This window comes from Ketogulonicigenium robustum, from assembly GCF_002117445.1.
GTDB lineage: Bacteria > Pseudomonadota > Alphaproteobacteria > Rhodobacterales > Rhodobacteraceae > Ketogulonicigenium > Ketogulonicigenium robustum.
In genome coordinates this window covers 40,295-61,732 of the sequence record NZ_CP019937.1, presented here as the reverse complement: position 1 = coordinate 61,732, position 21,438 = coordinate 40,295, and the positions used below count along the sequence as shown (strand labels likewise).

Below are 21,438 nucleotides of genomic sequence, written 5' to 3'. Positions count from 1 at the left end.
TTGCGGTGCAACGCCAAAGGCATGATGCCCCACCTTAAAACGACACCCACACGCGCCCCTTCGCCGATCACATTCAGCATCGCCGGAAGCGGGATTTATCTGCCACGGCACATCCTGCCCTCGGACGAAATCGACAACCGTTTGGGGTGGCCCGCGGGCCAATGCGCCCAGCGCTACGGCCTGACCCAGCGCCACATCGCTGCGCCCGACGAGACCACATCCTTTATGGCCGCCGCCGCCGCGCGCGCTGCGCTGCAAAATGCAGACATGCCGCCCAGCGCGCTGGACCTGATCATCGGTGCGTGCGGGGTGATGGAACAGCCCATCCCCTCAACCGCTGCTTTGGTGCAAAACCGCCTTGGGCTGGGGCAGTCGGGGGGGGCGGCCTACGATGTGAATGCCACCTGCCTCAGCTTTGTCCAAGCGTTCGAACTGGCAGTCATGCGGATCAGTTTGGGGCTCGCGCGCAACGTGCTGGTGTTTTCGGCCGATATCGCGTCAGCGGCGCTTGATTGGTCGAACCCAGACGCTGCCGCGATTTTCGGCGATGGCGCGGCGGCCGTGGTGCTGACGGCAGGCCCTTCGCAACTCCTCGCGCACCGCTTTGCAACCTACGGCGCGGGGCACGAAATCTGCAGGCTGGAAGGCGGCGGCACGCGGCTGGGCGTGCACGGCGCTGCCGCGCAAAACCTGTTCCAAATGGACGGCGCGCAGGCGTTTCGCTATGCCGCGCGCCACATGCCTGCCTTTTTGGCGGCGCTGCTGGACGATGCGGGGTGCCGCCTTGATGATCTGGCTTGTGTCATCCCGCACCAAGCCTCGGGGCCGGCGCTGGCACGGGAAATCGCGCGGCTGGGGATCGATCCTGCCCGCGTCGTCAACACCTACACCCGCTGCGGCAACCAGATCGCGGCATCAATCCCGACGGCTCTGCATCACGCACGCGCCAATGGGCAGCTAAAGGCGGGTGACAGGGCGCTGATCATCGGCACATCGGCAGGTATATCACTGGGCGGCATGGTGGTGCAAATCTGATGGCCCGCGTTCTGATCACTGGGGCCACCGGCTGCCTTGGCGCGCGGTTGGTCGACACTTGCCTGCACGCGGGCGATGATGTCATCGCAATCGGGCGCGACACACTGGCCGGCGCGCAACTAAGCGTGCAGGGGGCCCACTTCGTCCACCACGATCTGACCCAGCCGCTGCCGGCCCGTCACCTGTACGGGGTCGATACCGTCTACCACTGCGCCGCGCTGTCATCGGCATGGGGTGACCCACGCACGTTTCAGGCCGTCAACGTCACGGCCACAGCCGCGCTGCTGCGCATCGCACAGCAAGCAGGCGTCGGGCGGTTTGTCTTTGCATCGTCCCCCAGCATCTATGCGAACGGCGCAGATCGGCTGAACCTGCCCGAAGACGCCCCCCTGCCCAAGGTTTTCGCCAGCCACTACGCCCGCACCAAGTTTCTGGCCGAACAACTTGTCATGTCGTCGGACAACCCGCGCGGCATGCGCACCACGGCGATGCGCCCCCGCGCGATTTACGGAACGGGCGACCGGTCGCTGATGCCGCGCCTGCTGGCCGCAATGCAACGCGGCAAGGTACCGATGATCGCGGGCGGCGGCGCATTGGTCGACATCACCCATGTCAGCGATGCGGCACGCGCCATGCACCTACTGGGCCACCACCCTGCGGCTGGGGGGCAGGTCTTTAACATCACATCGGGCGAGACCCTGTCGTTCGGGCAAATCCTGCAAACCGTCAGCCAGTTGCGCGGCCTCAGCGTGCGCGAGGTGCGGCTGCCCTATAGCGCGGCCATGGCCATCGCCAGCGTGCTGGAGGGGGCGCACCGCATCTTCGCCCCCTTGCGCGAGCCTGTGCTGACGCGCCAAGCGGTCGCCTCCCTCGGGCGGAGCCTGACATTGAATATCGAAAAGGCGCGCAGCCAGCTGGGCTACCAGCCACAAACCACCCTGCAGCAAGGCGTGCAGGACTATGCCTGAGGCCTACGAGGTCACTTTGCTGCGGGTCGGGTACTGCCGCGCGCCCGAACGGCTATCGCGCCGTGATGGCGGCTTGCGGCCCGTCGCGTTTCCAGCGGGCGCTGCGCTGCTGCGCCACCCTCGCCATGGCAGCGTGCTGTTCGACACTGGCTATGGCCGCGCGTTCTTTGATGCCACCGCGCCCTTCCCCGAACGCCTTTACCGGTGGCTCACCCCCGTGACGTTTCATGCGCACGAGTCGCTGGCCAATCAGCTGCGTGCCGAGCAGCCCGACCGCATCGTTCTGTCGCATTTGCATGCCGATCATGTGGCGGGCCTGTTCGACCTTGCCGCGCCGCTGCCCCCCGTTCTGGCCAGCGCCCCCGCGATGGCCGCGCTGAAAGCGGGGCGGCTGGCCAGTCTGAAGGCGGGGCTTCCCGAAGGGCTGCGCGACAATCTGCGGGCAATCCCCATCGCGCCCATTCAGGCCCTGCCGCCCGTCGATTTGACCCCGTGGGATTTGGCAGAGTTCGGCACGGGGTTCGACCTGTTTGGCGACCAGTCTGCGCTGATCGTACCGCTGCCCGGCCATGGCACTGGTCAGGTGGGGCTGTTCGTGCCCCATACCAGCACGGGGCCGACGTTTCTGGTTGCCGACGCGGCTTGGGGCCTGTCTGCCCTGCGCGCCAATAGCCCGCCACCCCGCATGACATTGGCGCGGCTGGGCGATGCCAATGCCTATCTGGCAACCTTCGCGCGCCTTGTGGCCCTGCATCGCCGCGCGCCGCATGTACGTATTGTTGCGTCGCACTGCCCCGAAAACTTCCCCCCGCATGATTGAGGCTATCAACACCCTAATCGCCACGCGCTACCTGCCACCCCCGCGCACCCGCGCGGCAATCGACCGGCTGCAGGCCCAGGGCTTTGCACGGCTGCGCCGCACTGTTATGCCCCGCAGCCCGTTCTATGCGCCCTTTGCCGACCAGCCGGTGGCCCGCTGGCCCCAGATGAACAAAGCGCGGCTGATGGAGCATTTCAGCCAGATCAACACCGCTGGCCTCACGCGCGAGGAAGCCCTGCATCTGACCCTGCAAGCCGAAGCCAGCCGCGACTTCACCCCGATGATCGGCGATGTGGCGCTGGGGTTGTCGACGGGCACATCGGGGCAGCGGGGCTTGTTCGCCTCGAACCGGGCGGAACGGCGGCTGTGGGCGGCCCTGATGATGGGGCGGTTCATGCCGCAGCTGTGGCGCCGCCAACGCGTCGCGTTCTTTCTGCGGGCCAATAACCCGCTTTATGAAACGGTGCGAAACCCGCTGATCGCCTTCGGGTTCTATGACCTGCTGCGCGGGATTGATGCGCATATCCCCGCGCTGAACCACCAAAACCCCACGGTACTGATTGCCCCCGCGCAGGTGCTGACCCGCCTGGCGGGCGCGCAGACCGCGGGCCACCTGCACATCGCCCCCCAGCAAGTGATTTCCGTGGCCGAGGTACTGTCCCCCGAGGATGAAATCGCCATCACCCGCGCCTTCGAACGCCCCGTCGCGCAGATCTATCAATGCACCGAGGGGGTGCTGGCCCTGACCTGCAAGGCAGGATCGCTACATCTGAACGAAAGATATGTCCATTTCGGCCGCGATGTCGTCGATACTGCCACGGGGGCCTTCTGTCCCATCATCACCGACCTGCGCCGCCAGACCTTGCCGATTCTGAACTACCGGCTGGACGATGTGCTTGTGCCCGACCCTACCCCCTGCGCCTGCGGATCTGCCGCAACGCGCATCACCCGGATCGAGGGGCGCGCCGATGACATGGTGTATTGGCACACCCGCAACAGCGGCACGGCAGGCACGGAAACTGGCCTGATTTATGTGCCTGCCGATATTTTGCGGCAGGCCGTGGCCACCGCGACTGCGCCGATCGACGACTATCGGATGCAGCAAATCCGGCAAGACACGCTGCATATCACGCTGGATACGCCCGCATTCAACGCGGCCTGCGTAAGCGTGCAGGCCAACCTGCAGCGCGCAGCAGAGGCATTGGGCGCCCAGCTGCCGCCGCTGACCTTCAGCCACGGGATACCCCCCCCAACGCAGGATCAAGCACGGGGCGGTGACCCCGCACCAAAACGGCGCAGGGTCACCGTTCAGCGTTAAGGCGCGATCACGGCCAAGGCTTGCGCCAGATCGCGCTGCAGGTCATCAGGGTCTTCCAGCCCGACTTGCAGCCGCACCAACGCGCCGGTGTTCGCCCAGCGCGGCAGCGCGCGGTTTTCAAGGTGGACCGGCAAGACCAAGCTTTCGAACCCGCCCCAGCTAAAGCCGATGCGGAATAGCTGCAGCGCATCGATAAACTGCCGCGCCGCATCCGCGCCGCCCGTCAGCTCGACCGAAAAGAGTCCCGCCGCACCGTCGAAATCGCGCGCCCAGAAGGCATGCCCCGGGCAATCGGGCAGTGCGGGGTGCAGAACGCGCGCAACGCCCGGCTGCGCCTGCAACCACTGCGCCAACTGCATCGCGCTGGCAGCGTGCCGCCGCAGGCGCACGTCCAACGTGCGCAATCCGCGCAGGCCAAGATTTACCTCTTCGATCCCGGCGCAGGCCCCCAGATCTTGGGTCGCGCGGCGCACTGCATCATGGACGGCGGCATTGGTGGTGATTACCCCCAGCATCGCATCCGAATGGCCGACGATGTATTTCGTCGCCGCGTGGATCGACACGTCGACCCCATGTTCCAGCGGCCGGAAGAACAGCGGGGTCGCCCATGTGTTATCAATGGCGGTGGGCACGGCACGCGCCTTCGCCGCGGCCACAATGGCAGGCACGTCCAGCACATCGAACGTGCCCGACCCCGGCGATTCCATGTAGATCAACCGTGTATCGTCGCGGATCAGATCTGCGATTTCAGCGCCAATGGCGGGGTCGTAAAAGGTGGTTTCTACGCCCATACGCGCCAGCATACGGGTGCAGAACCGGCGCACAGGCTCGTAAACGGTATCGACCACCAGCAAATGCCCGCCATCGGCCATAAAGCCGAGCAGCACCGCCGAAATCGCCGATACGCCCGATGAGGTCGCAATCGCGCGGTGGCCGCCTTCCAGCTCGGCCATTGCGGCCTCGAAGGCAAAGGTGGTGGGGGTGCCGACGCGGCCGTAGAACGGCACATCAAACGGGGTTTTCGAGGCGTCCTCGAACGCCGTCAGCGTGTCGAACACAAAGGTCGAGGCGCGCACGATGGGCGGGTTTACCCCGTGGATTCCCGCGCCATGCGGGCGACCGGTGTTGACCAGCAAGGTGCCATCGGGTTTACTCATTACACAGTCTCCTTCGGCAGGTCGTCGCGCTGCCCCCACTCGTGCCACGACCCGTCATAGAGCGTGACATCGGTTTTCCCCATACGGGCCAATTGAAACAGCAAAATGGCAGCCGTAACCCCAGACCCGCAGGTCGCGATCAGCGGCCGGGCCAGATCCACACCGGCGGCTTCCATGACGGCCCGCGCTTGATCGGGCGACACAAAGGTGTAATCGTCCGCCTGCGGCAGCAACTGGCCCCACGGCACATTGATCGCGCCGGGCATATGCCCCCCAGCCACCCCCGGATAGCCCGATGGCAGCGCGCCAGTGAACCGCTCGTGCGTGCGGGCATCGACGACGCCTGCGCTGCCATCGGCAAGGGCGGCTTGCACATCGTGCCAATCGGCTACATCGCCTGCCCTTGCGGCAGGGGTCGCCGTGGTATGGGCGACAGGCGCCACGTCAGAAAGCCCCGCCTCGACCGGATAGCCTGCGGCCAACCAGCGTTTCCAGCCGCCATTCAGAATGGCGACCCGGTTGTGGCCAAAATGGCGAAACATCCACCACACACGGGCCGAGACATAGCTGCTGTCATACACCACAACCAATGTGTCGGGCCCGATACCCAGTCCGCCCGCCACCGCTGCGAACTGCGCAGGGCTGGGCAGCATGTTCACATAGGGCGATGCGGCGTCCGATGCGGCATCCAGATCGAAAAACCGCGCGCCGGGAATATGCCCCGCGCCGAATTCGGCCCGCGCGCTTTTTTCCGCCTCGGGGATGTACCATGAACAGTCGATCACCACGATACCGGGGTCGTAGAGGTGCTGCTCCAGCCAGTCAGGCTCGACCAGATAGGTATCCGGCCCCACGTCATTTGCCACGTCGTTTGCCATATCGGCCCCCTTTAAAAGCCAATCGGCCAGTGAACAATTTCCGACCCGTCGATGAAACGGCTGTGACGGAACGGGGTCGGGTCGGCATGGGGGGCTTCGCCGGTGATCAGTTCGGCCATCAACTGGCCTGCGGCGGGGGCGATGCCAAAGCCATGGCCCGAATAACCGGTCGAGACATAGAAGCCCGCAATCGCATCGACTTGCGAAATCGTGGGAATCGCATCAGGGGTCACGTCGATCCACGCGCTCATCCGTTCGTTCACGACCATGTCTTTGAACTGGGGAAACAGCGTTTTGATGTTGATGGTCGCTTGGTCCAGAATCGCATTGCCGGGCACGGGGCGCATAATGCGATAGGTCTCGAACGGCGACCGCTGATCCATCGACCATGGGCGCAGCATGGCGGTTTCCTGAAAGCTGCGCTTGCCGATGCGGAACTTCATCGCGCGCCATTCGTTCTTGATGGCGGGGATGTAGTCGCGGAAAAACCGGAAGCTGTCGGGCACGATGTCAACCGCATGGGCCGAGCGCATGCCGATATTGTACCCGCCGTCATTGCGCTGGCGGAAGCCGAACCCTTTGCCCGACCCACACCCCAGCGGGCCGCCGCTGATCGGGCGTGTCCGCATGACCTGCGACAGCATCTTCAGTTGCGGAATTTTCACATTCTGGTTGCGCCCAAACAGGCTGGACCAGATACCCCCCGCAAGTACAGCGGTATTGCAGCGGATGCGGCCTTTCTCGGTGATCACCTCGCTGACGCGGCCGCCGGTCGTCTCGAACCCGCGCACAGCGCACCCTTCAATGATGCGGGCACCTTTCTTGCGGGCGCCTTCGGCAATCAGGCGGGCGGCAAGGTGCGGTTCGGCAAAGCCATCCGAAGGCGTATGCAGGCCGCCCGCGAAGTTGCGCGTATTGCCGACGGCGATCTGGTTGACGCGCTCGCGACCAATAAAATGGGTATCAAGGCCAAAAGGCTCCATCGCCTTCATCCATGCCTCGTACTTGCCCATATCCTTTTCTTCGTCGCAGAAATAAGTGATGCCACGGCGGCGAAAGCCTACATCGGCACCGACACGCGCTTCCATCCCGCCCCACAGCTCCATCGCGCGCAGCATCAGCGGCATCTCGCGGATGTCGCGGCCCATCTTGCGCACCCAGCCCCAGTTGCGGCCGGACTGTTCTTCGCCGATCGTGCCTTTCTCGCACAGAACGACGGGAATGTTCCGTTCGGCCAGCTCGAGGGCGATGCACGCCCCGATGATGCCGCCACCGATCACCACCACCTCGGTTTCGGGGGGCACGACTGTGAAATCGTTCGGGTTTTGCGCAAGATCGTCCATAGAGATGCTTTCTTCGGTTTACCGCAGGCCCGATCGGCGCGGTCTGTTAGAGTTAGGCAGGCGCGCGCTGTTCAAGGTGCGCCACCTCGGAGAGAATGAAGCCGTGCAGCGCACGCGCCGCGACCGACAGGCTGGCCTCGTCGCAAACCATGCCGATGCTGATCGGAATGGCGGGTTTGAACGGACGAAACGCCAAGGCTGGGTTGCGTCGCAGGTGCGGGGAAAACGGGCTGACAATGCTGACGCCCAAGCCAGCCGCGATCAGATTGCAGACGGCTTCGTGGGTCGAGGCCTCGGTCAGCATCTGCCGCTCGATGCCAGCGCGTTCGAAAATACTGTCGGTGCGAAACCGAAAGGGCGTGCCGCGCGGAAAACTGACGAACGACAGATCTGCCAGATCCTCGGGGGTGATCACATCTTTGGCGGCCAAGGGGTGATCGACCGGCATGGCGCACAGGGCGGGGCGCGTCATCAGTTCATAGGTATCGACCGTTGAAATCGCCGTCGGCAGCGACAAGACGCCAATATCGGCGCGCCCGGATGCGACCCATTCGATCACGCGATCTTGCGGCTGGCTGTCGATTCGCACCGAAATGTCGGGGTAGCTTTGACGAAAGCGGGCGATCATATCGGGCAGAATGCCATTGTCATAAGGCCCCATCGCAACCAGCGTTATCGATCCGCTGGTTAGGCTGCGAATGGCGTGAACCTCTTGATTCAGTTCCTCAAGTCCGACGAACAGCTTCTCGACTTGCTCAAAAAGACGGCGGGCGTCTTCGGTCGGCTCGGCACCACCGCGCTGCTTGCGGAATAGCTTGAAGCCGACTGCCTCTTGAAAGTCCAACATCAGGCGACTCACGGCGGGCTGGGAAATGCCTAATTGTTCAGCAGCATTGGTCATACTGCCGAGGGTCACAACTGCGCGAAAAGCCTCTATCTGCCTGATATTAAAACGTTTCATTCATCCTCGGGGCAAAAGTTCAGGGTTGTATTCAACGCATTATGATCAAGCGCAGCTGCGAAAAAGGGGATGTGCATCCTAACTTCGCCCATGTTTTGAACATAATATTTCCAACGTCAACAGCGAAACTTGACGATGAAAAAGTTATGATCTACCCGATTCAATGTCGAGTGTTTTTCGGCCAATGTCGGGCCTGAAACCGCATTCGCACCTGACGCACGAACCCGAACCGCCCAAAGGATCAGCACCTCATGCCGCAAAATCTGCCACTTTGCGCCTCTCATTGGGGGGCGTTTCGCGCCGAGGTCGAGGGCGGCAAAATCACCCGTGTGTACCCCTTTGAACACGACCCGCGCCCCTCGCGGATGAACGAGGCGTGGCCCGAGATGCTGGACAGCCCTCTGCGCATCGCCCGCCCTGCGGTGCGCCGTGGCTGGTTGGCCGGCGACAACGGCGCCGCGCGCGGCGAGGACACGTATATCGAGGTCGATTGGGACGTTGCACTCGACCGCGTGGCCGGTGAAATCGCCCGCGTGCGCGACACATTCGGCAATGGGGCGCTGTTCGCAGGCTCTTACGGATGGTCGAGCGCGGGCCGGTTGCATCACGCCCGTTCGCTCGTGCGGCGGTTCTTCGGGGCCCTGGGCGGCTACGTCGACCAAGAAACAAACTACAGCTATGGTGCTGCCATGGCCTTTCTGCCGCGTGTGCTGGGGGTGCCAGATGCCATAGGTTCAAGTGTAACCGGCATCGCTACCATCGCGGAACACTGCGACATCTTTCTGGCCTTCGGCGGCATCCCGTTGAAAAACTGGGACATCCAGTCGGGGGGCGTGGGCGAGCACCGCTTTGACACCTTCATGCGCGGCATTACGCAGCGCGTGCGCACCATCAACATCTCGCCGTGGCGCAAGGATATCGAGGATGACTACGGCGTCGAATGGATGCCCGTGCGCCCGACCACCGATACCGCGCTGATGCTGGCCCTCACGCAAGCGGTTGTTGCGGCGGGCAAGGCCGACATCGGCTTCTTGCAGCGCTACACCCATGGGGCCGAACGCTGGCTGGATTACCTGATGGGCCGCACCGATGGGGTAGCTAAAACGCCCGAATGGGCGGCCACGATCACCGGCATTCCCGCAGCGCACATTCGCGCCTTGGCCGAGAGCCTTCCGGGCAAACGGGTGATGGTTTCGCTGAATTGGTCGCTGCAGCGCGCGCGCCACGGCGAGCAGCCCTATTGGGCCGCGATCGGTCTGGCCGCGGCTTTGGGGCAGATCGGCCTTCCGGGCGGGGGCTTTGCCTTCGGCTACGGATCGTCGAATGCGATGGGGAACCCGAATTACCGCACGCCGCTTTACGGCATCCCCGCGATCAAGAATGCCACCGGCCTGTCGATCCCGTGTGCGCGCGTGACCGACATGCTGCTTCAGCCCGGGCAGACCTACCGCTTCAACGGCGAGACGCGAACTTATCCTGATGTAAAGCTGGTCTATTGGGCTGGCGGCAACCCGTTCCACCACCACCAAGACCTGAACCGCCTGCGCGAGGGGTTCCGCCAGCCGCAGACCATCATCGTGAACGAAAGCTATTGGACCGCCACCGCGCGCCATGCCGATATCGTGCTGCCCGCCACCGTGACGCTGGAACGCAATGACATCGGCGGCGCCTCGCGCGATCGGTTTTTGCTGGCGATGCACAAGCTGGTCGAACCCTATGCCGAGGCGCGCGACGATTACGCGATCTTCGCCGCCCTCGCCCAGCGCCTTGGCGCGTATGACACCTTTACCGAAGGCAAGACCGAGGCTGACTGGCTGGAAAAGGCGTGGGAGGTTATTGCAGGGCGTCTGCAAAGCCGCGGCATTACCCCGCCCCGTTTTCAGGACTTCTGGGATACCGGCTATTTCAAAATGCCCGAACCCGAGGGCGACTATACCATGTTCGCCAGCTGGCGGGCCGACCCTGATGGCAGGCCGCTTGGCACCCCCTCGGGCAAGATCGAACTGTTCAGCGACGCCATTGCCGCCGAGGCGGGCCAGCTGGGTCACCCCGCATGGCTCGACCCCGAGGAATGGCTGGGGGCCCCCGCCGCGCAAACGCACCCGCTGCATCTGCTGTCCCCCCAACCCGCGCGCAAGCTGCACGGCCAGATGGATTTTTCCAGTTACAGCCGCGCGGGCAAGCGCCACGACCGCGAAATTCTGGTGATGCACCCCGATGATGCCGCCCAGCGCGGCCTGTCGGATGGCGATGCCGTGCGCATCTTCAATGATCGCGGGGCGTGCCTTGCGGTTCTGGGGGTCGACCCCGCCGTCATGCAAGGCGTGGTTCTGCTGCCCACCGGTGCCACCTACGACCCCGACGGCACGCTGGATCGCAACAGCAACCCCAACGTCCTGACCCGCGATATCGGCACATCCGATCTGGGTCAGGGCAGCTCGGCCCAGTCGTGTCTGGTGCAAGTCGAACGCCTGAACGGCCCATTGCCGCCCCTTCGCGTCATGCACGCCCCGCTGCACGCCGCGCCATAACGCCACCAAGGACAGAATGACCATGAACTTCGATCACATCGTGCTGCTGGTAGACGACCTGGACACCGCCGCGCAGGATTTTGAAACACTGGGCTTTACGGTGCTGGAACGCGCCGACACCAGCCACGGCGCGACGGCGTTCCGCTTCATCTCGTTCGTGGATGGGTCCTACATTCTGCTGACGACCTTCACATCCGATGCCGCGCGGGCAGGCCACCGCCTCGGCCCGGTGATGGATGATGGCGAGGGGCTGGCCGACTATTCGTTTACGGTTGCCGATGCCAAAGCCGCCGGCGCCGCGTTGGCCGCCAAGGGGCTGCCCGTGCGCGGGCCCGTCGCGGTGTCGAACGTCATCGCGACCGGCGAGGCTTGGGCGCTGGATCTGTTGATGACCGGCCGCGGCGCCGATGGCGATGTCGCCCTGCCTTTCGTGGTGTCCGATGTCACCGGCCGCGCCGCCCGTATCCCGGGGCCGTCGGTGCATGCCAACGGCACAACGGGCATCCTATCGGTCGCGATCAGCACCGACACCCCGCAGCAGGTCGTCGACACCTTGGTCGCCCTTGGCGGCACGGCCGATGCGACAAATGGGCTGCGGGTCGACATGGGCGACGGCGCGTATGTCGAGGTGCTGTCCCCTGCCGTCATACCCGGCGGGCGCGCCACAGGCGGGATGGTCAATCTGGTGCTGAAGGGCATCGCCGATGGCGAGTTGAACCCCGCCCTCACCCACGGCGCGCCGATCCTCATCCGCGGTGCCGCGCAATGAGCAAGATGATCGAGACAGACAAAACCGCGCGGCAAATCTGGGACGACTGGAAAGCGGCCCCCAAGATCCCGTCGCGCGGGATCGGCAGCCGTGTCGCGCTGCTGAACATCGACCTGCAGCGCCGCTATACCGATACCGCCACCTTCCCATCAGCGTACGAGGCTGACCCCAAACAGTTGGACTACGTGAACCAGCTGGCGCGCGCGGTGCGGGCCCTCGATATGCCGGTGATTTGGACTTACGTCGCCTACCTCCCTTCGGGCGAGGATGCGGGCTGGTGGAGCAAACGCACCGACACCCCGATGTCGCTGCAGCGCGTCGGCCATGACAGCCCGCAGGCCGAACTGGACGCGCGCCTTGATGTTGACCGCGCGCGCGACCTGATCTTGCACAAGCGCATGGCCTCGGCGTTTTTTGAAACGCATCTGCCGTCGTGGCTGAACTGGCACAAGATCGACACCGTGATCGTCACCGGCGGCGCCACATCGGGCTGCGTGCGCGGATCGGTCGTCGATGCCATGTCGCACGGCTATCAGGTGATCGTCCCCGAGGAGACCGTCGCCGACCGCGAGGCATGGGCCCACTACGCCAGCCTTTACGACATTGCCTTCAAATATGGCGACGTCACGCCCGTTGCGGACGTGTTGGCCGCCCTTGCAGCACGGGGGACAAAATGACCAAGCTGTCAGATCCGAACAACTACGACTACGCGCCCTATCAGGGCCGCCCCAAAATCGAATGGCCGAACGGCGCCCGCGTCGCGTTCTGGGTCGCGCCCAATATCGAGTTCTACGAACTCGCTCCGCCGCCCTCGCCCACCCGGTCGGTCTGGTACCGCCCCGAGCCTGACGTCATCAACTATTCGATGCGCGATTACGGCAACCGCGTCGGCTTCAACCGCATGGCCGATGTGATGGCCAAGTATAACGTGCGCGGCTCGGTCTCGCTGAACGTCGCGGTGTGCGACCACTACCCCGAGATCATAGAACGCTGCTGCGAGCTGGACTGGGAGTTGTTCAGCCACGGCGTCTATAACACCCGCTACATGTACAACATGACCGAGGACCAGCAGCGCGAGATCATCCGCGACAGCCGCGAGACGATCAAACGCGCCTCGGGGCAGGACTTGGCTGGCTGGCTGTCGCCCGCGATTTCCAACCAAGAGACCACGCAAGACCTGCTGGCCGAGGAAGGCATCAAATACACGCTGGATCTGTTCCACGACGACCAGCCGATGCCGGTAAAAACCCGCAACCCCAGCCGCTTTGTCAGCGTTCCCTACATGATGGAAACGAACGACGTGCCGGTGCTGAACTTCAAGAACATCTCGCCGCGCAACTATCTGCAGCTGATCAAGGACCACTTCGACCAACTGTACGAGGAAGGCGCCGAAAGCGGCACCGTCATGTGCATCCCCCTGCACCCCTATCTGATCGGCCAGCCCCACCGCCTGAGCATTCTGGACGAGGCGCTGAAATACATCACCGGCCACGACAAGGTCTGGCTGGCAACCGCCCGCGAGATCGCCGCGCATTTCGAGGCGAACTATTACGACAGCTTCACCAACTGGATGAAGCCCTTCAACACAGTGGTGTCGCAATGAGCAGCTACCTTCCCGACAGCGTGACGCCAGACGCGCGGATCGACGCCGATTATTTCAACTACCCGCACCGCCGCAAGGGTCTGGACCACGACCGGTTCGACCGCCGCTTTTTGCGCGATATGCCGGTGCGCAACTGGACTGACGGCAGCCGCCTGAAGCTGTGGGTGACAGTGCATTTCGAGCATTTCCCCATGGACATGCCCGCCAAACCCTTTGTCCCGCCGGGGGGGATGGATCGCCCCTACCCCAGCGTGTGGGATTTCTCGACACGCGACTACGGCAACCGTGTGGGCATTTTCCGGCTCTTCAAGGTGCTGGATAAATACGGCATCAAGGCCACCGCTGCGATGAATTCGGTCGTTGCCCAGCGCTATCCCTATCTGCTGCAAGAAATCTTGCGTCGCGACTGGGAAGTCGCTGCCGCCGGTACCGATATGGGCCACCTGTTCCACGGCCAGATGGACCCCGCCGCCGAAGTCGCCTTGGTGCAAGAAAGCTTCAGCACCCTGCGCAGCCTGTCGGGCCAAGCCGTCACGGGGTGGCACTCGCCCGCGTTTTCGCAATCGGCCCAGACGCCCGATCTGGTCGCAGCCGAGGGCGGCAAATGGATCGCCGACTGGATCAACGACGACATGCCCTATGCCTTCCGCACCAGCGCGGGTGATCTGACCCAGATGCCCCTGTCGTGGGACCTGTCCGACCACAAGATCCTGCATAATCAGAACATGGCCATCCCCGACTATGAATGGCAGATCAACGGCGCCTTCGCCGCGCTGGACGCGGAAAGCAAAACCGAAGGGGCGCGGATCCTCTCGCTGTCGCTGTCGCCGTGGATCATCGCCCAGCCCAGCCGCATCCGCGCGCTGGACCGGATGCTGGGCCAGTTCCTCGGCAACGAGGGGGTAAGCCATGCGACCGGCGAAGCCCTGCGCAGCGACTGGGTCGCTATGGGCGGGAACGCATAAATGACAGACAGCGGGCAAGACAACATGGCCGACGACCTGACGCAGCTGAGCGCCTGCGACGCCGCTGCCGCCATTGCAAGCCGCGCGATCACCGCGCGCGCCTTGGCCGAGGCCTATCTTGCCCGCATCGCCCAGCGCGATGCCGCCGTGCGCGCCTGGACCTATCTGGATGCGGCCCAAGTGCTGGCCGCCGCCGATGCCGCCGATGCAGCCCCTATGGACGGCCGCGGCCCCCTGCATGGCGTGCCCGTCGGCATCAAGGACATCATCTACACCAAAGATATGCCCACCAGTTTCAACTCGCCGCATTTTCAGGACTATTTCCCGAACATCGATGCCGCCTCGGTCGCGATGCTGCGCGACGCGGGCGCGATCATCATGGGCAAGTTGGACACGGTCGAATTTGCGGTGAACGGACGGCGCGCCGCCACCAAGAACCCGCACGACCCCAGCCGCACGCCGGGGGGGTCGTCCTCGGGGTCGGCGGCGGCTGTCGCGGATGCGCAGGTGCCGCTATCGCTGGGTACGCAGACCGGCGGCTCGGTCATCCGACCAGCCAGCTATTGCGGCGCTTGGGCCATGAAACCTACATGGAACGCCGTCAGCCACGAGGGGTTCAAAGTCTGTGCCGCCAGCTTCGACACGCTGGGCTGGTATGGCCGCAGCGCCGCCGATTTGGCCCTGCTGGCCGATGTGTTCGGGATCGCAGACGACGCGGCCAGCGCCATCGACACCCTGCATGGGCTGCGGATTGCGTTCTGCCCCAGCCCCGTCTGGGACCGCGCCGAACCTGCCACGCAGCAGGCCATCAAGACGACCATTGCAGCGTTGACCGCAGCGGGTGCGACGGTCGACACCCTGACCCTGCCCACCGCATTCGACGGGCTGACAGCGGCGCACGGCGTCATCATGCAATCGGAAATGCGCAGCGCCTTTCGTGCGGAATACCTTGCGATCGGCGATGCGCTTTATCCCGAACTCGTGGACATCATGCGTAATACCGCAGGACAGACCCGCGCCGATCTGCTGAAGGCGCAAAATCTGGCGGCGCAGTGCCGCGCGGCATTCGACACGCTGGCCGCCCCCTATGACGCGGTGCTGACCCCCAGCACACCCGGCACCGCGCCCCTTGGCCCGCAAAACACCGGCGCGGCGACGTTCAATCGCATCTGGACGTTGCTGCATATGCCCTGCGTCAACATTCCCGGCTTGACCGCCGCCGATGGCCTTCCCATCGGCGTGACTCTGACAGGCCCCCGCTTTAGCGACCGCAAGATCCTGCAGGTCGCCGCCTTGCTGGGCCCTAAACTTTCGCCCCCGCCCGTGTAGGCCCCCGACCCGAACCGCCACAGCCCGCATCAAGAACGGGCACGGCCGCGGGGCTTGCCCCGCACCCCCAACCCAAGCGTCTGCCCACAAGCGTCTGCCCAACGGCACGCCCCAACAGGAGAACTAGCGTGAAAGCACCTTCATTCACCCTCGGCCGCCGCGCGTTCATCGCCAGCCTTGCGGCCTCAACCGCCCTGCCCATGGCATCGCTGCCCAGCCGCCTGCTGGCACAAGAGGCCAAGGCAGGCGGCATGCTGCGCACCGTGGCATGGCCCGCGCCCACCGTCCTCAACTCGGCGATCTCGACCGCCGGTACGGAAAGCTTCATCGCGCCCAAGATGTTCGACGGCCTGCTGGCCTATGACACCGGCCTTGTCCCGCGCGGCCAACTGGCCGAAAGCTGGGACATCGCCGAAGATGGCCTGACCGTTACATTCAAACTGCGCGACGGCGTGAAATGGCATGACGGCACGGCCTTTACCGCCAAAGACGTCGCTTTCACTTTCATGGAAGTGCTGAAGGTCATCCACGGCCGCGGCAAAGCAACCTTCGCCGCGCTAGAGGCCGTCGACACCCCCGATGATCTGACCGCCGTCTTCCGCCTGACCACGCCCAGCCCCGCCATGATGCGCGCGCTGGACAGCCGCGAAAGCCCGATCCTGCCCGCCCATATTTACGAGGGCACGGACATTCAGGCGAACCCCGCCAACACCGCCCCCATCGGCACCGGACCGTTCAAAATGGCCGAATACGAGGTCGGCTCGTATATCGTGCTGGTCAAGAACCCCGACTATTGGGACGCGGGCCTGCCGCTGCTCGACCGGATCATCATCCAATTCGTCGCCGATGCAGCGACCCGCGCCTCGATGCTGGAAGCCGGTCAGATCGACGGCGTGTTCCTGAACATGCTGCCCGCCCCCGAGATCCTTCGCCTTGACGCGCTGCCTGATTTCGAGCGTGACACCAAAGGCTACGAGGCGATGCCCTCGGCCCAGCAGCTCGATTTCAACCTAGATAACGAATATCTGGCCGACATCCGCGTGCGCCATGCCATCGCCCATGCGATCGATACCGACTGGATCACCCAGAACATCTGGTACGGCCTTGGCGCGCCGGGCAAATCGCCGCTGCACGTCGACCAAAAGGAATACTACACGACCGACGGCGTCCCCAGCTACGACTACGATCTGGAAAAAGCAAAAGCCCTGCTGGACGAGGCAGGCTTTGCCCCCGCCGCAAACGGGATGCGCTTCAGCCTGATGCTGGACCCCTCGCCTTGGGGCACGGAATCGATTGGCGCGGCCCCCTATATCAAGGAACAGCTGCGCCAGATCGGCATCGATGTGACGATCCGCACGCAAGACTTTGCCGTGTTCACCACCACTGTCTGGACCGAGCGCAAGGGCGATCTGGTGCTGTACACCGTGAACCTTGGGGTTGATCCCGTCATCGGCACCCAGCGCTTCTACTGGTCGAAAAGCTATAATCCGGGCGTCGCTTTCTCGAACGGGGCGCATTACGTCAACCCGCAGGTCGACGCGCTGCTGGAAGCCGCACAGGTCGAGTTGGACCCCGCCAAGCGCAAGGCCCAATATGCCGAGTTCCAGCAAATCGTCATGGCTGATCTGCCGGTTCTGCCGATCACCAACATCTTTGGTGCCAACATCGTCAACGTGAAGGTAAAAGACACCACGATCGACGCGCTGGGCGCGCTGGGCGGCTTTTCCCGCGCCTGGATCGACGCATGAGCGAAACCCTGACAACCAAGAGGGGGCCCAAAGCCCCCTCGCGGGCGGCGGTGCGTTATGTGCTGCGCCGCTTGGGCCAAGCCGTGCTGGTGATGCTGCTGGTGGTGATCGGCAGCTTTGTTCTGGTGAAAATGTCGCCGGGCGACTTTGTCGATACGTTGGCCGGCACGTCGGAAATGACGGCGGATCAAATGGCGTCGCTGCGCGCACGCTATGGCCTGGACCAGCCGGTTCCGGTGCAACTGCTGTATTACATGGCGCGCCTTGTGACGTTGGATTTCGGCTTTTCGCCCGCCAACAACGCGCCTGTTATCGACGTCATCGCCAAGCGCTGGCCGGTGACGGCGATTCTGGTGATCGCCTCGGTGTCCATCTCGATGGTCGTGGGGACGCTGCTGGGCGTGATGGCCGCGCGCAACGCGGGCAAACCGGTCGATCTGGGATTGTCGGTGCTGATGCTGGTCTTCTATGCCACGCCGTCATTCATCATCGCGGTGCTGATGATCCTGATTTTCTCGGTAAAGATGAACGTCTTGCCGATTGCAGGCTTCGCCTCGATCGGGATGGGCTACACGGGATGGGATTACTTTAAAGACGTCGCCTGGCACCTTGTGATGCCGGTTTCGGCGCTGTGTACGTTCTACATCGCCATTTACGGGCGCATCGGCCGCGCCGCCATGCTGGAGGTGATGAAGCTGGACTTCATCCGCACCGCCCGCGGCAAAGGGCTGCGCGAGCGCCGCGTGATCTATGTGCACGCCCTGCGTAACGCGCTGTTGCCGCTGGTCACCATGGCGGGGCTGCAGGTCAGCGCCCTTGTCGGCGGCGCCGTCCTGATCGAGACGATCTTCGGGCTGAACGGCATGGGCCGCACCGCCTTCGACGCCGTTTTCCAGCGCGACACCAACCTACTGTTGGGGGTCGTCTTCATCAGCTCGCTTTGCGTGGTCGTGGTGAATTTCGGGATCGACCTGCTCTACATGCTGCTCGACCCACGGGTGGAAGTGAAATGAAGAAACCAGCCAGAACCATTTTCGGGCGCCTTCTGCGCCATTCCAGCGGGTTGTTCGGCATCGTGATCCTGGCCACAGTCGTCATAATGGCGCTGGCGGCGGGCATCTTCTTTCCGAACGGGCCGTTCACCATTTCGGGGCCACCGCGCAGCTGGCCGGGCGCGGTCGAGGGCTACCCCCTTGGCACCGACGCGCTGGGCCGCAATATGCTGGCATCGCTGCTTTATGGTGCGCGTGTATCGCTGGCCGTGGGTGCGACGGCGGCGGCAGTGTCGTTGGTTATCGGCACGCTGGTCGGCGCGATTGCGGGCTATTACGGCGGCACCATCGACGATATTTTGATGCGCTTGACCGACGCAATGCAGACCATCCCGTCATTTCTGGCCTCGATCGCCATCGTGGGCGTGCTGGGCGCATCGATGGGCACCATCATTTCGGCCATCGCGATTGTGTCGTGGCCAATGATCGCTCGCCTTGTGCGAGCCGATTTTCTGCGCCTGCGCACCTATGACTTCGTACAGTCGTGCCGCATCATCGGCATGTCCGACATCCGCATCATCTTCCAGCAAATCCTGCCGAACTGCCTTGCGCCAATCATCGTCTCGGCCTCGGTTCTGGTGGCGACGGCCATTATCACCGAAGCCAGTCTTGCCTTCCTTGGCCTTGGCGACCCCAATGTCATGAGCTGGGGCACGATCCTATCCGTCGGCCGCCCCGAACTGCGCGCGGGATGGTATATGACCGCCCTGCCTGCAGGCGCGCTGGTGCTGACAGTGCTGGCCCTGAACCTGATCGGCGACGCACTGAACGACGTCCTCAACCCCCGTTTGAAGGAGCGCAGCTGATGAACGCCCCCCTTCTGAAGGTAGACAAATTGCGCATTGCCAGCGGCGCCAGCGCCCCGATTGTCGAACAGCTTTCCTTCACCCTGAACCGCGGCGAAACACTGGGGCTGGTCGGCGAATCCGGCTGCGGCAAATCGATGACCGCGCTGGCCGTGATGCGCTTGCTGGCGGGCAACCTTGCCATCACCGGCGGCAGCATCGCACTAGAGGGCGAGGAGCTAACCACCCTGCCCGATAGCGCGTTCCGCGACCTGCGCGGCAACCGCATGGCGATGATCTATCAAGAGCCGCTGACCGCGCTGAACCCCGTGATGACCGCTGGCGCGCAGATCGTCGAAGTGCTGCGCACGCACCAGAAAATGTCGAAAGCCGCCGCCCGCGCCCGCGCTATCGAACTGCTGGCGCTGGTGCGCATCCCCGACCCTGCCGCGCGGTTTTCGGAATATCCACACCGCATGTCGGGCGGGATGCGTCAGCGCGTTGTCATCGCCATGGCGCTGGCGTGCAACCCCAGCCTGCTGATTGCAGATGAACCGACGACAGCGCTGGATGTCACCGTACAGGCGCAGATCCTGCGGCTGGTCAAACAGTTGCAACGCGAGGCGAACCTCGGGCTGTTGCTGATCACCCATGATCTGGGCGTTGTCCGGCAGGTCGCTGATCGCGTAGCCGTCATGTACGCCGGATCGTTGGTCGAGGAAGGGCCGACAGATGCGGTGCTCGACACCCCGTATCACCCCTACACCGCCGGCCTGATTGCCGCGCGCCCGCACGGCAGCTACGCCGCCGACCCGACCCCGCTGACCGAAATTCGCGGCGCGGTTCCCGCCCCCGACGCTCGCCCCGCCGGCTGTGTCTTTGCCCCGCGCTGCCCGCGTGCCACAGCCGCCTGCGAAGCGACCCGCCCTGCCCTGCAAACCACTATGGATGGCCGCGCGTTTCGCTGCTTCCATCCCCTTGCCGAGGTGCCAGCATGACGCCAGTGCTGAAAACACAAGACCTGAAGGTCCACCACAACACCGCACGCGGCCAGCTGAAGGCCGTCGACGGGATATCGCTTTCTGTAGCGCCCGGCGAAACGCTGGGCTTGGTCGGCGAATCCGGCTGCGGAAAGTCCACCTTGGCGCGGTGCATCGTCGGCATCAACACTCCTACCAGCGGCACGCTGGAAGTAGCTGGCGTTTCGCCAGAAAAAAGCCGCCTTGCGCGGGCGCGGGCCGTGCAGATGGTATTCCAAGACCCTAGCGGCGCGCTGAACCCGCGCCTGACGGTCGAACGTATCATCGGCGAGCCATTGCAGATCCACCAGCGTGCCGGGCGCGAGGCCCGCAAGGCGCAGGTGTTGGACCTTGCCCGCAAAGTGGGCCTGTCGGACTATCACCTCGAACGTCTGCCGCACGAGCTATCAGGCGGTCAGCGCCAACGCGTGTCCATTGCCCGCGCCTTGGCCCTGAACCCAGCGCTGCTGGTCTGCGACGAGGCCGTCTCTGCCCTCGATGTCTCGGTGCAGGCGCAGGTTTTGAACCTGTTGCTGGGGCTGCAACGCGATTTGGGCCTGACGTATTTGTTCATCAGCCACGACCTTTCGGTCGTGCGCTACATATCGCACCGGATCGCCGTGATGTATCTGGGCCGCATCGTCGAAATCGGCCCCGCCGAGGAGGTCTGGCACCGCAAAATGCACCCCTACACGCGTGCACTTGTGGCAGCGATCCCCGATGAATCCGCCCGCCGCACCGACGCAGTGCTTCTGGACGGCGATGTGCCCAGCCCCGTCAATCCCCCCAGCGGCTGCACATTCCGCACACGCTGCCCCTTCGCACAGGCACGCTGCAGCACCGAGGTCCCCGAGCTGCGCGATCAAGGCGCAGGCCTCAGCGTCGCATGCCACTTTGCCGAGACGCTTTATACAGTCTGAGGCCGTGGACGGCTTCGATCAACGGATCGTTTCGCGGCCATCCACCTGTATCAAGAAAGGGGCCGAACGCGCCCAACCGGCCGGATCATAAGTAGCAACTGATTGCGATCCCCTTCCGCTGTTTGGCTCGAACCGATTGAGGATCGGTAAGAAAATACCGCGGCTTTCATCATGATGTTTTTCGCCAAAGCTGGTCAGTTCCGTGTTTTTTTACCGTCAAAAATCGCCACCACGGCC

19 protein-coding genes are annotated in these 21,438 nt (G+C 64.0%); 15 read left to right on the top strand and 4 right to left on the bottom strand.

The window, feature by feature from the left end; all coding sequences use genetic code 11:
- Positions 1-21: 21 nt before the first annotated feature.
- From BVG79_RS00310 to BVG79_RS00295, 4 genes are read left to right on the top strand one after another with little or no spacing between them, the layout of a single operon-like run.
- Positions 22-1,035 (top strand): 3-oxoacyl-ACP synthase III family protein, encoded by a 1,014-nt coding sequence (locus tag BVG79_RS00310; protein WP_236951374.1) that lies wholly within the window; start codon positions 22-24, stop codon positions 1,033-1,035.
- Entirely contained in the window at positions 1,035-2,003 is a 969-nt protein-coding gene (locus tag BVG79_RS00305) for an NAD-dependent epimerase/dehydratase family protein (protein WP_085785143.1), read from the top strand. Before BVG79_RS00310 ends, BVG79_RS00305 begins: the two co-directional genes overlap by 1 nt.
- Positions 1,996-2,823 (top strand): MBL fold metallo-hydrolase, encoded by an 828-nt coding sequence (locus tag BVG79_RS00300; protein WP_085785142.1) that lies wholly within the window; start codon positions 1,996-1,998, stop codon positions 2,821-2,823. Before BVG79_RS00305 ends, BVG79_RS00300 begins: the two co-directional genes overlap by 8 nt.
- Positions 2,816-4,141 carry a F390 synthetase-related protein gene (locus BVG79_RS00295; protein ID WP_085785141.1) on the top strand — a complete coding sequence of 442 codons (1,326 nt, stop codon included), beginning with the start codon at positions 2,816-2,818 and terminating at the stop codon, positions 4,139-4,141. Before BVG79_RS00300 ends, BVG79_RS00295 begins: the two co-directional genes overlap by 8 nt.
- On the opposite strand, the gene metC is transcribed toward BVG79_RS00295, so the two are convergent.
- The 4 genes from metC to BVG79_RS00275 are packed head-to-tail and all read right to left on the bottom strand — an operon-like array spanning position 4,138 to position 8,480.
- Positions 4,138-5,298, bottom strand: coding sequence for a cystathionine beta-lyase (gene metC / locus BVG79_RS00290; RefSeq protein WP_085785140.1), 1,161 nt, complete (start codon positions 5,296-5,298; stop codon positions 4,138-4,140). The genes BVG79_RS00295 and metC overlap by 4 nt on opposite strands.
- Entirely contained in the window at positions 5,298-6,176 is an 879-nt protein-coding gene (locus tag BVG79_RS00285) for a sulfurtransferase (RefSeq protein ID WP_085785139.1), read from the bottom strand. The genes metC and BVG79_RS00285 overlap by 1 nt, the downstream gene beginning before the upstream one ends.
- Before the next feature lie 11 nt (positions 6,177-6,187).
- Positions 6,188-7,519: an NAD(P)/FAD-dependent oxidoreductase gene (locus BVG79_RS00280; RefSeq protein WP_085785138.1), complete on the bottom strand. Its 1,332-nt coding sequence runs from the start codon at positions 7,517-7,519 to the stop codon at positions 6,188-6,190.
- A gap of 52 nt (positions 7,520-7,571) precedes the next feature.
- Positions 7,572-8,480, bottom strand: coding sequence for a LysR substrate-binding domain-containing protein (locus BVG79_RS00275; protein ID WP_085785137.1), 909 nt, complete (start codon positions 8,478-8,480; stop codon positions 7,572-7,574).
- A gap of 251 nt (positions 8,481-8,731) precedes the next feature.
- Between BVG79_RS00275 and BVG79_RS00270 the strand changes: the two genes are divergently transcribed.
- The 11 genes from BVG79_RS00270 (at position 8,732) to BVG79_RS00220 (ending at position 21,201) form a co-directional block, all read left to right on the top strand.
- A complete protein-coding gene (locus BVG79_RS00270; protein WP_085785136.1) occupies positions 8,732-11,011 on the top strand; it encodes a molybdopterin-dependent oxidoreductase in 2,280 nt (759 codons plus the stop codon).
- A 22-nt stretch (positions 11,012-11,033) separates the two neighbouring features.
- Complete coding sequence (locus tag BVG79_RS00265) at positions 11,034-11,780, top strand: VOC family protein (protein WP_198167858.1); 747 nt, start codon at positions 11,034-11,036, stop codon at positions 11,778-11,780.
- On the top strand, positions 11,777-12,457 hold the full coding sequence (locus BVG79_RS00260; RefSeq protein ID WP_236951373.1) for an isochorismatase family protein: 681 nt from the start codon (positions 11,777-11,779) through the stop codon (positions 12,455-12,457). Before BVG79_RS00265 ends, BVG79_RS00260 begins: the two co-directional genes overlap by 4 nt.
- Positions 12,454-13,383 carry a polysaccharide deacetylase family protein gene (locus BVG79_RS00255; protein ID WP_085785134.1) on the top strand — a complete coding sequence of 310 codons (930 nt, stop codon included), beginning with the start codon at positions 12,454-12,456 and terminating at the stop codon, positions 13,381-13,383. The genes BVG79_RS00260 and BVG79_RS00255 overlap by 4 nt, the downstream gene beginning before the upstream one ends.
- The gene (locus tag BVG79_RS00250; protein ID WP_085785133.1) at positions 13,380-14,348 is read left to right on the top strand and encodes a polysaccharide deacetylase family protein; all 969 of its coding nucleotides are present in this window, start codon (positions 13,380-13,382) and stop codon (positions 14,346-14,348) included. The genes BVG79_RS00255 and BVG79_RS00250 overlap by 4 nt, the downstream gene beginning before the upstream one ends.
- Positions 14,349-15,677: an amidase gene (locus tag BVG79_RS00245; RefSeq protein WP_085785132.1), complete on the top strand. Its 1,329-nt coding sequence runs from the start codon at positions 14,349-14,351 to the stop codon at positions 15,675-15,677.
- A 128-nt stretch (positions 15,678-15,805) separates the two neighbouring features.
- The gene (locus BVG79_RS00240; protein ID WP_157115591.1) at positions 15,806-17,425 is read left to right on the top strand and encodes an ABC transporter substrate-binding protein; all 1,620 of its coding nucleotides are present in this window, start codon (positions 15,806-15,808) and stop codon (positions 17,423-17,425) included.
- Positions 17,422-18,438, top strand: coding sequence for an ABC transporter permease (locus tag BVG79_RS00235; protein WP_085785130.1), 1,017 nt, complete (start codon positions 17,422-17,424; stop codon positions 18,436-18,438). Before BVG79_RS00240 ends, BVG79_RS00235 begins: the two co-directional genes overlap by 4 nt.
- Positions 18,435-19,283, top strand: a complete 849-nt coding sequence (locus BVG79_RS00230) for an ABC transporter permease (RefSeq protein WP_085785129.1) — start codon at positions 18,435-18,437, stop codon at positions 19,281-19,283. The genes BVG79_RS00235 and BVG79_RS00230 overlap by 4 nt, the downstream gene beginning before the upstream one ends.
- Positions 19,283-20,260, top strand: coding sequence for an ABC transporter ATP-binding protein (locus BVG79_RS00225; RefSeq protein WP_085785128.1), 978 nt, complete (start codon positions 19,283-19,285; stop codon positions 20,258-20,260). The genes BVG79_RS00230 and BVG79_RS00225 overlap by 1 nt, the downstream gene beginning before the upstream one ends.
- A complete protein-coding gene (locus BVG79_RS00220) occupies positions 20,257-21,201 on the top strand; it encodes an ABC transporter ATP-binding protein (protein WP_085785127.1) in 945 nt (314 codons plus the stop codon). The genes BVG79_RS00225 and BVG79_RS00220 overlap by 4 nt, the downstream gene beginning before the upstream one ends.
- Positions 21,202-21,438: the final 237 nt, after the last annotated feature.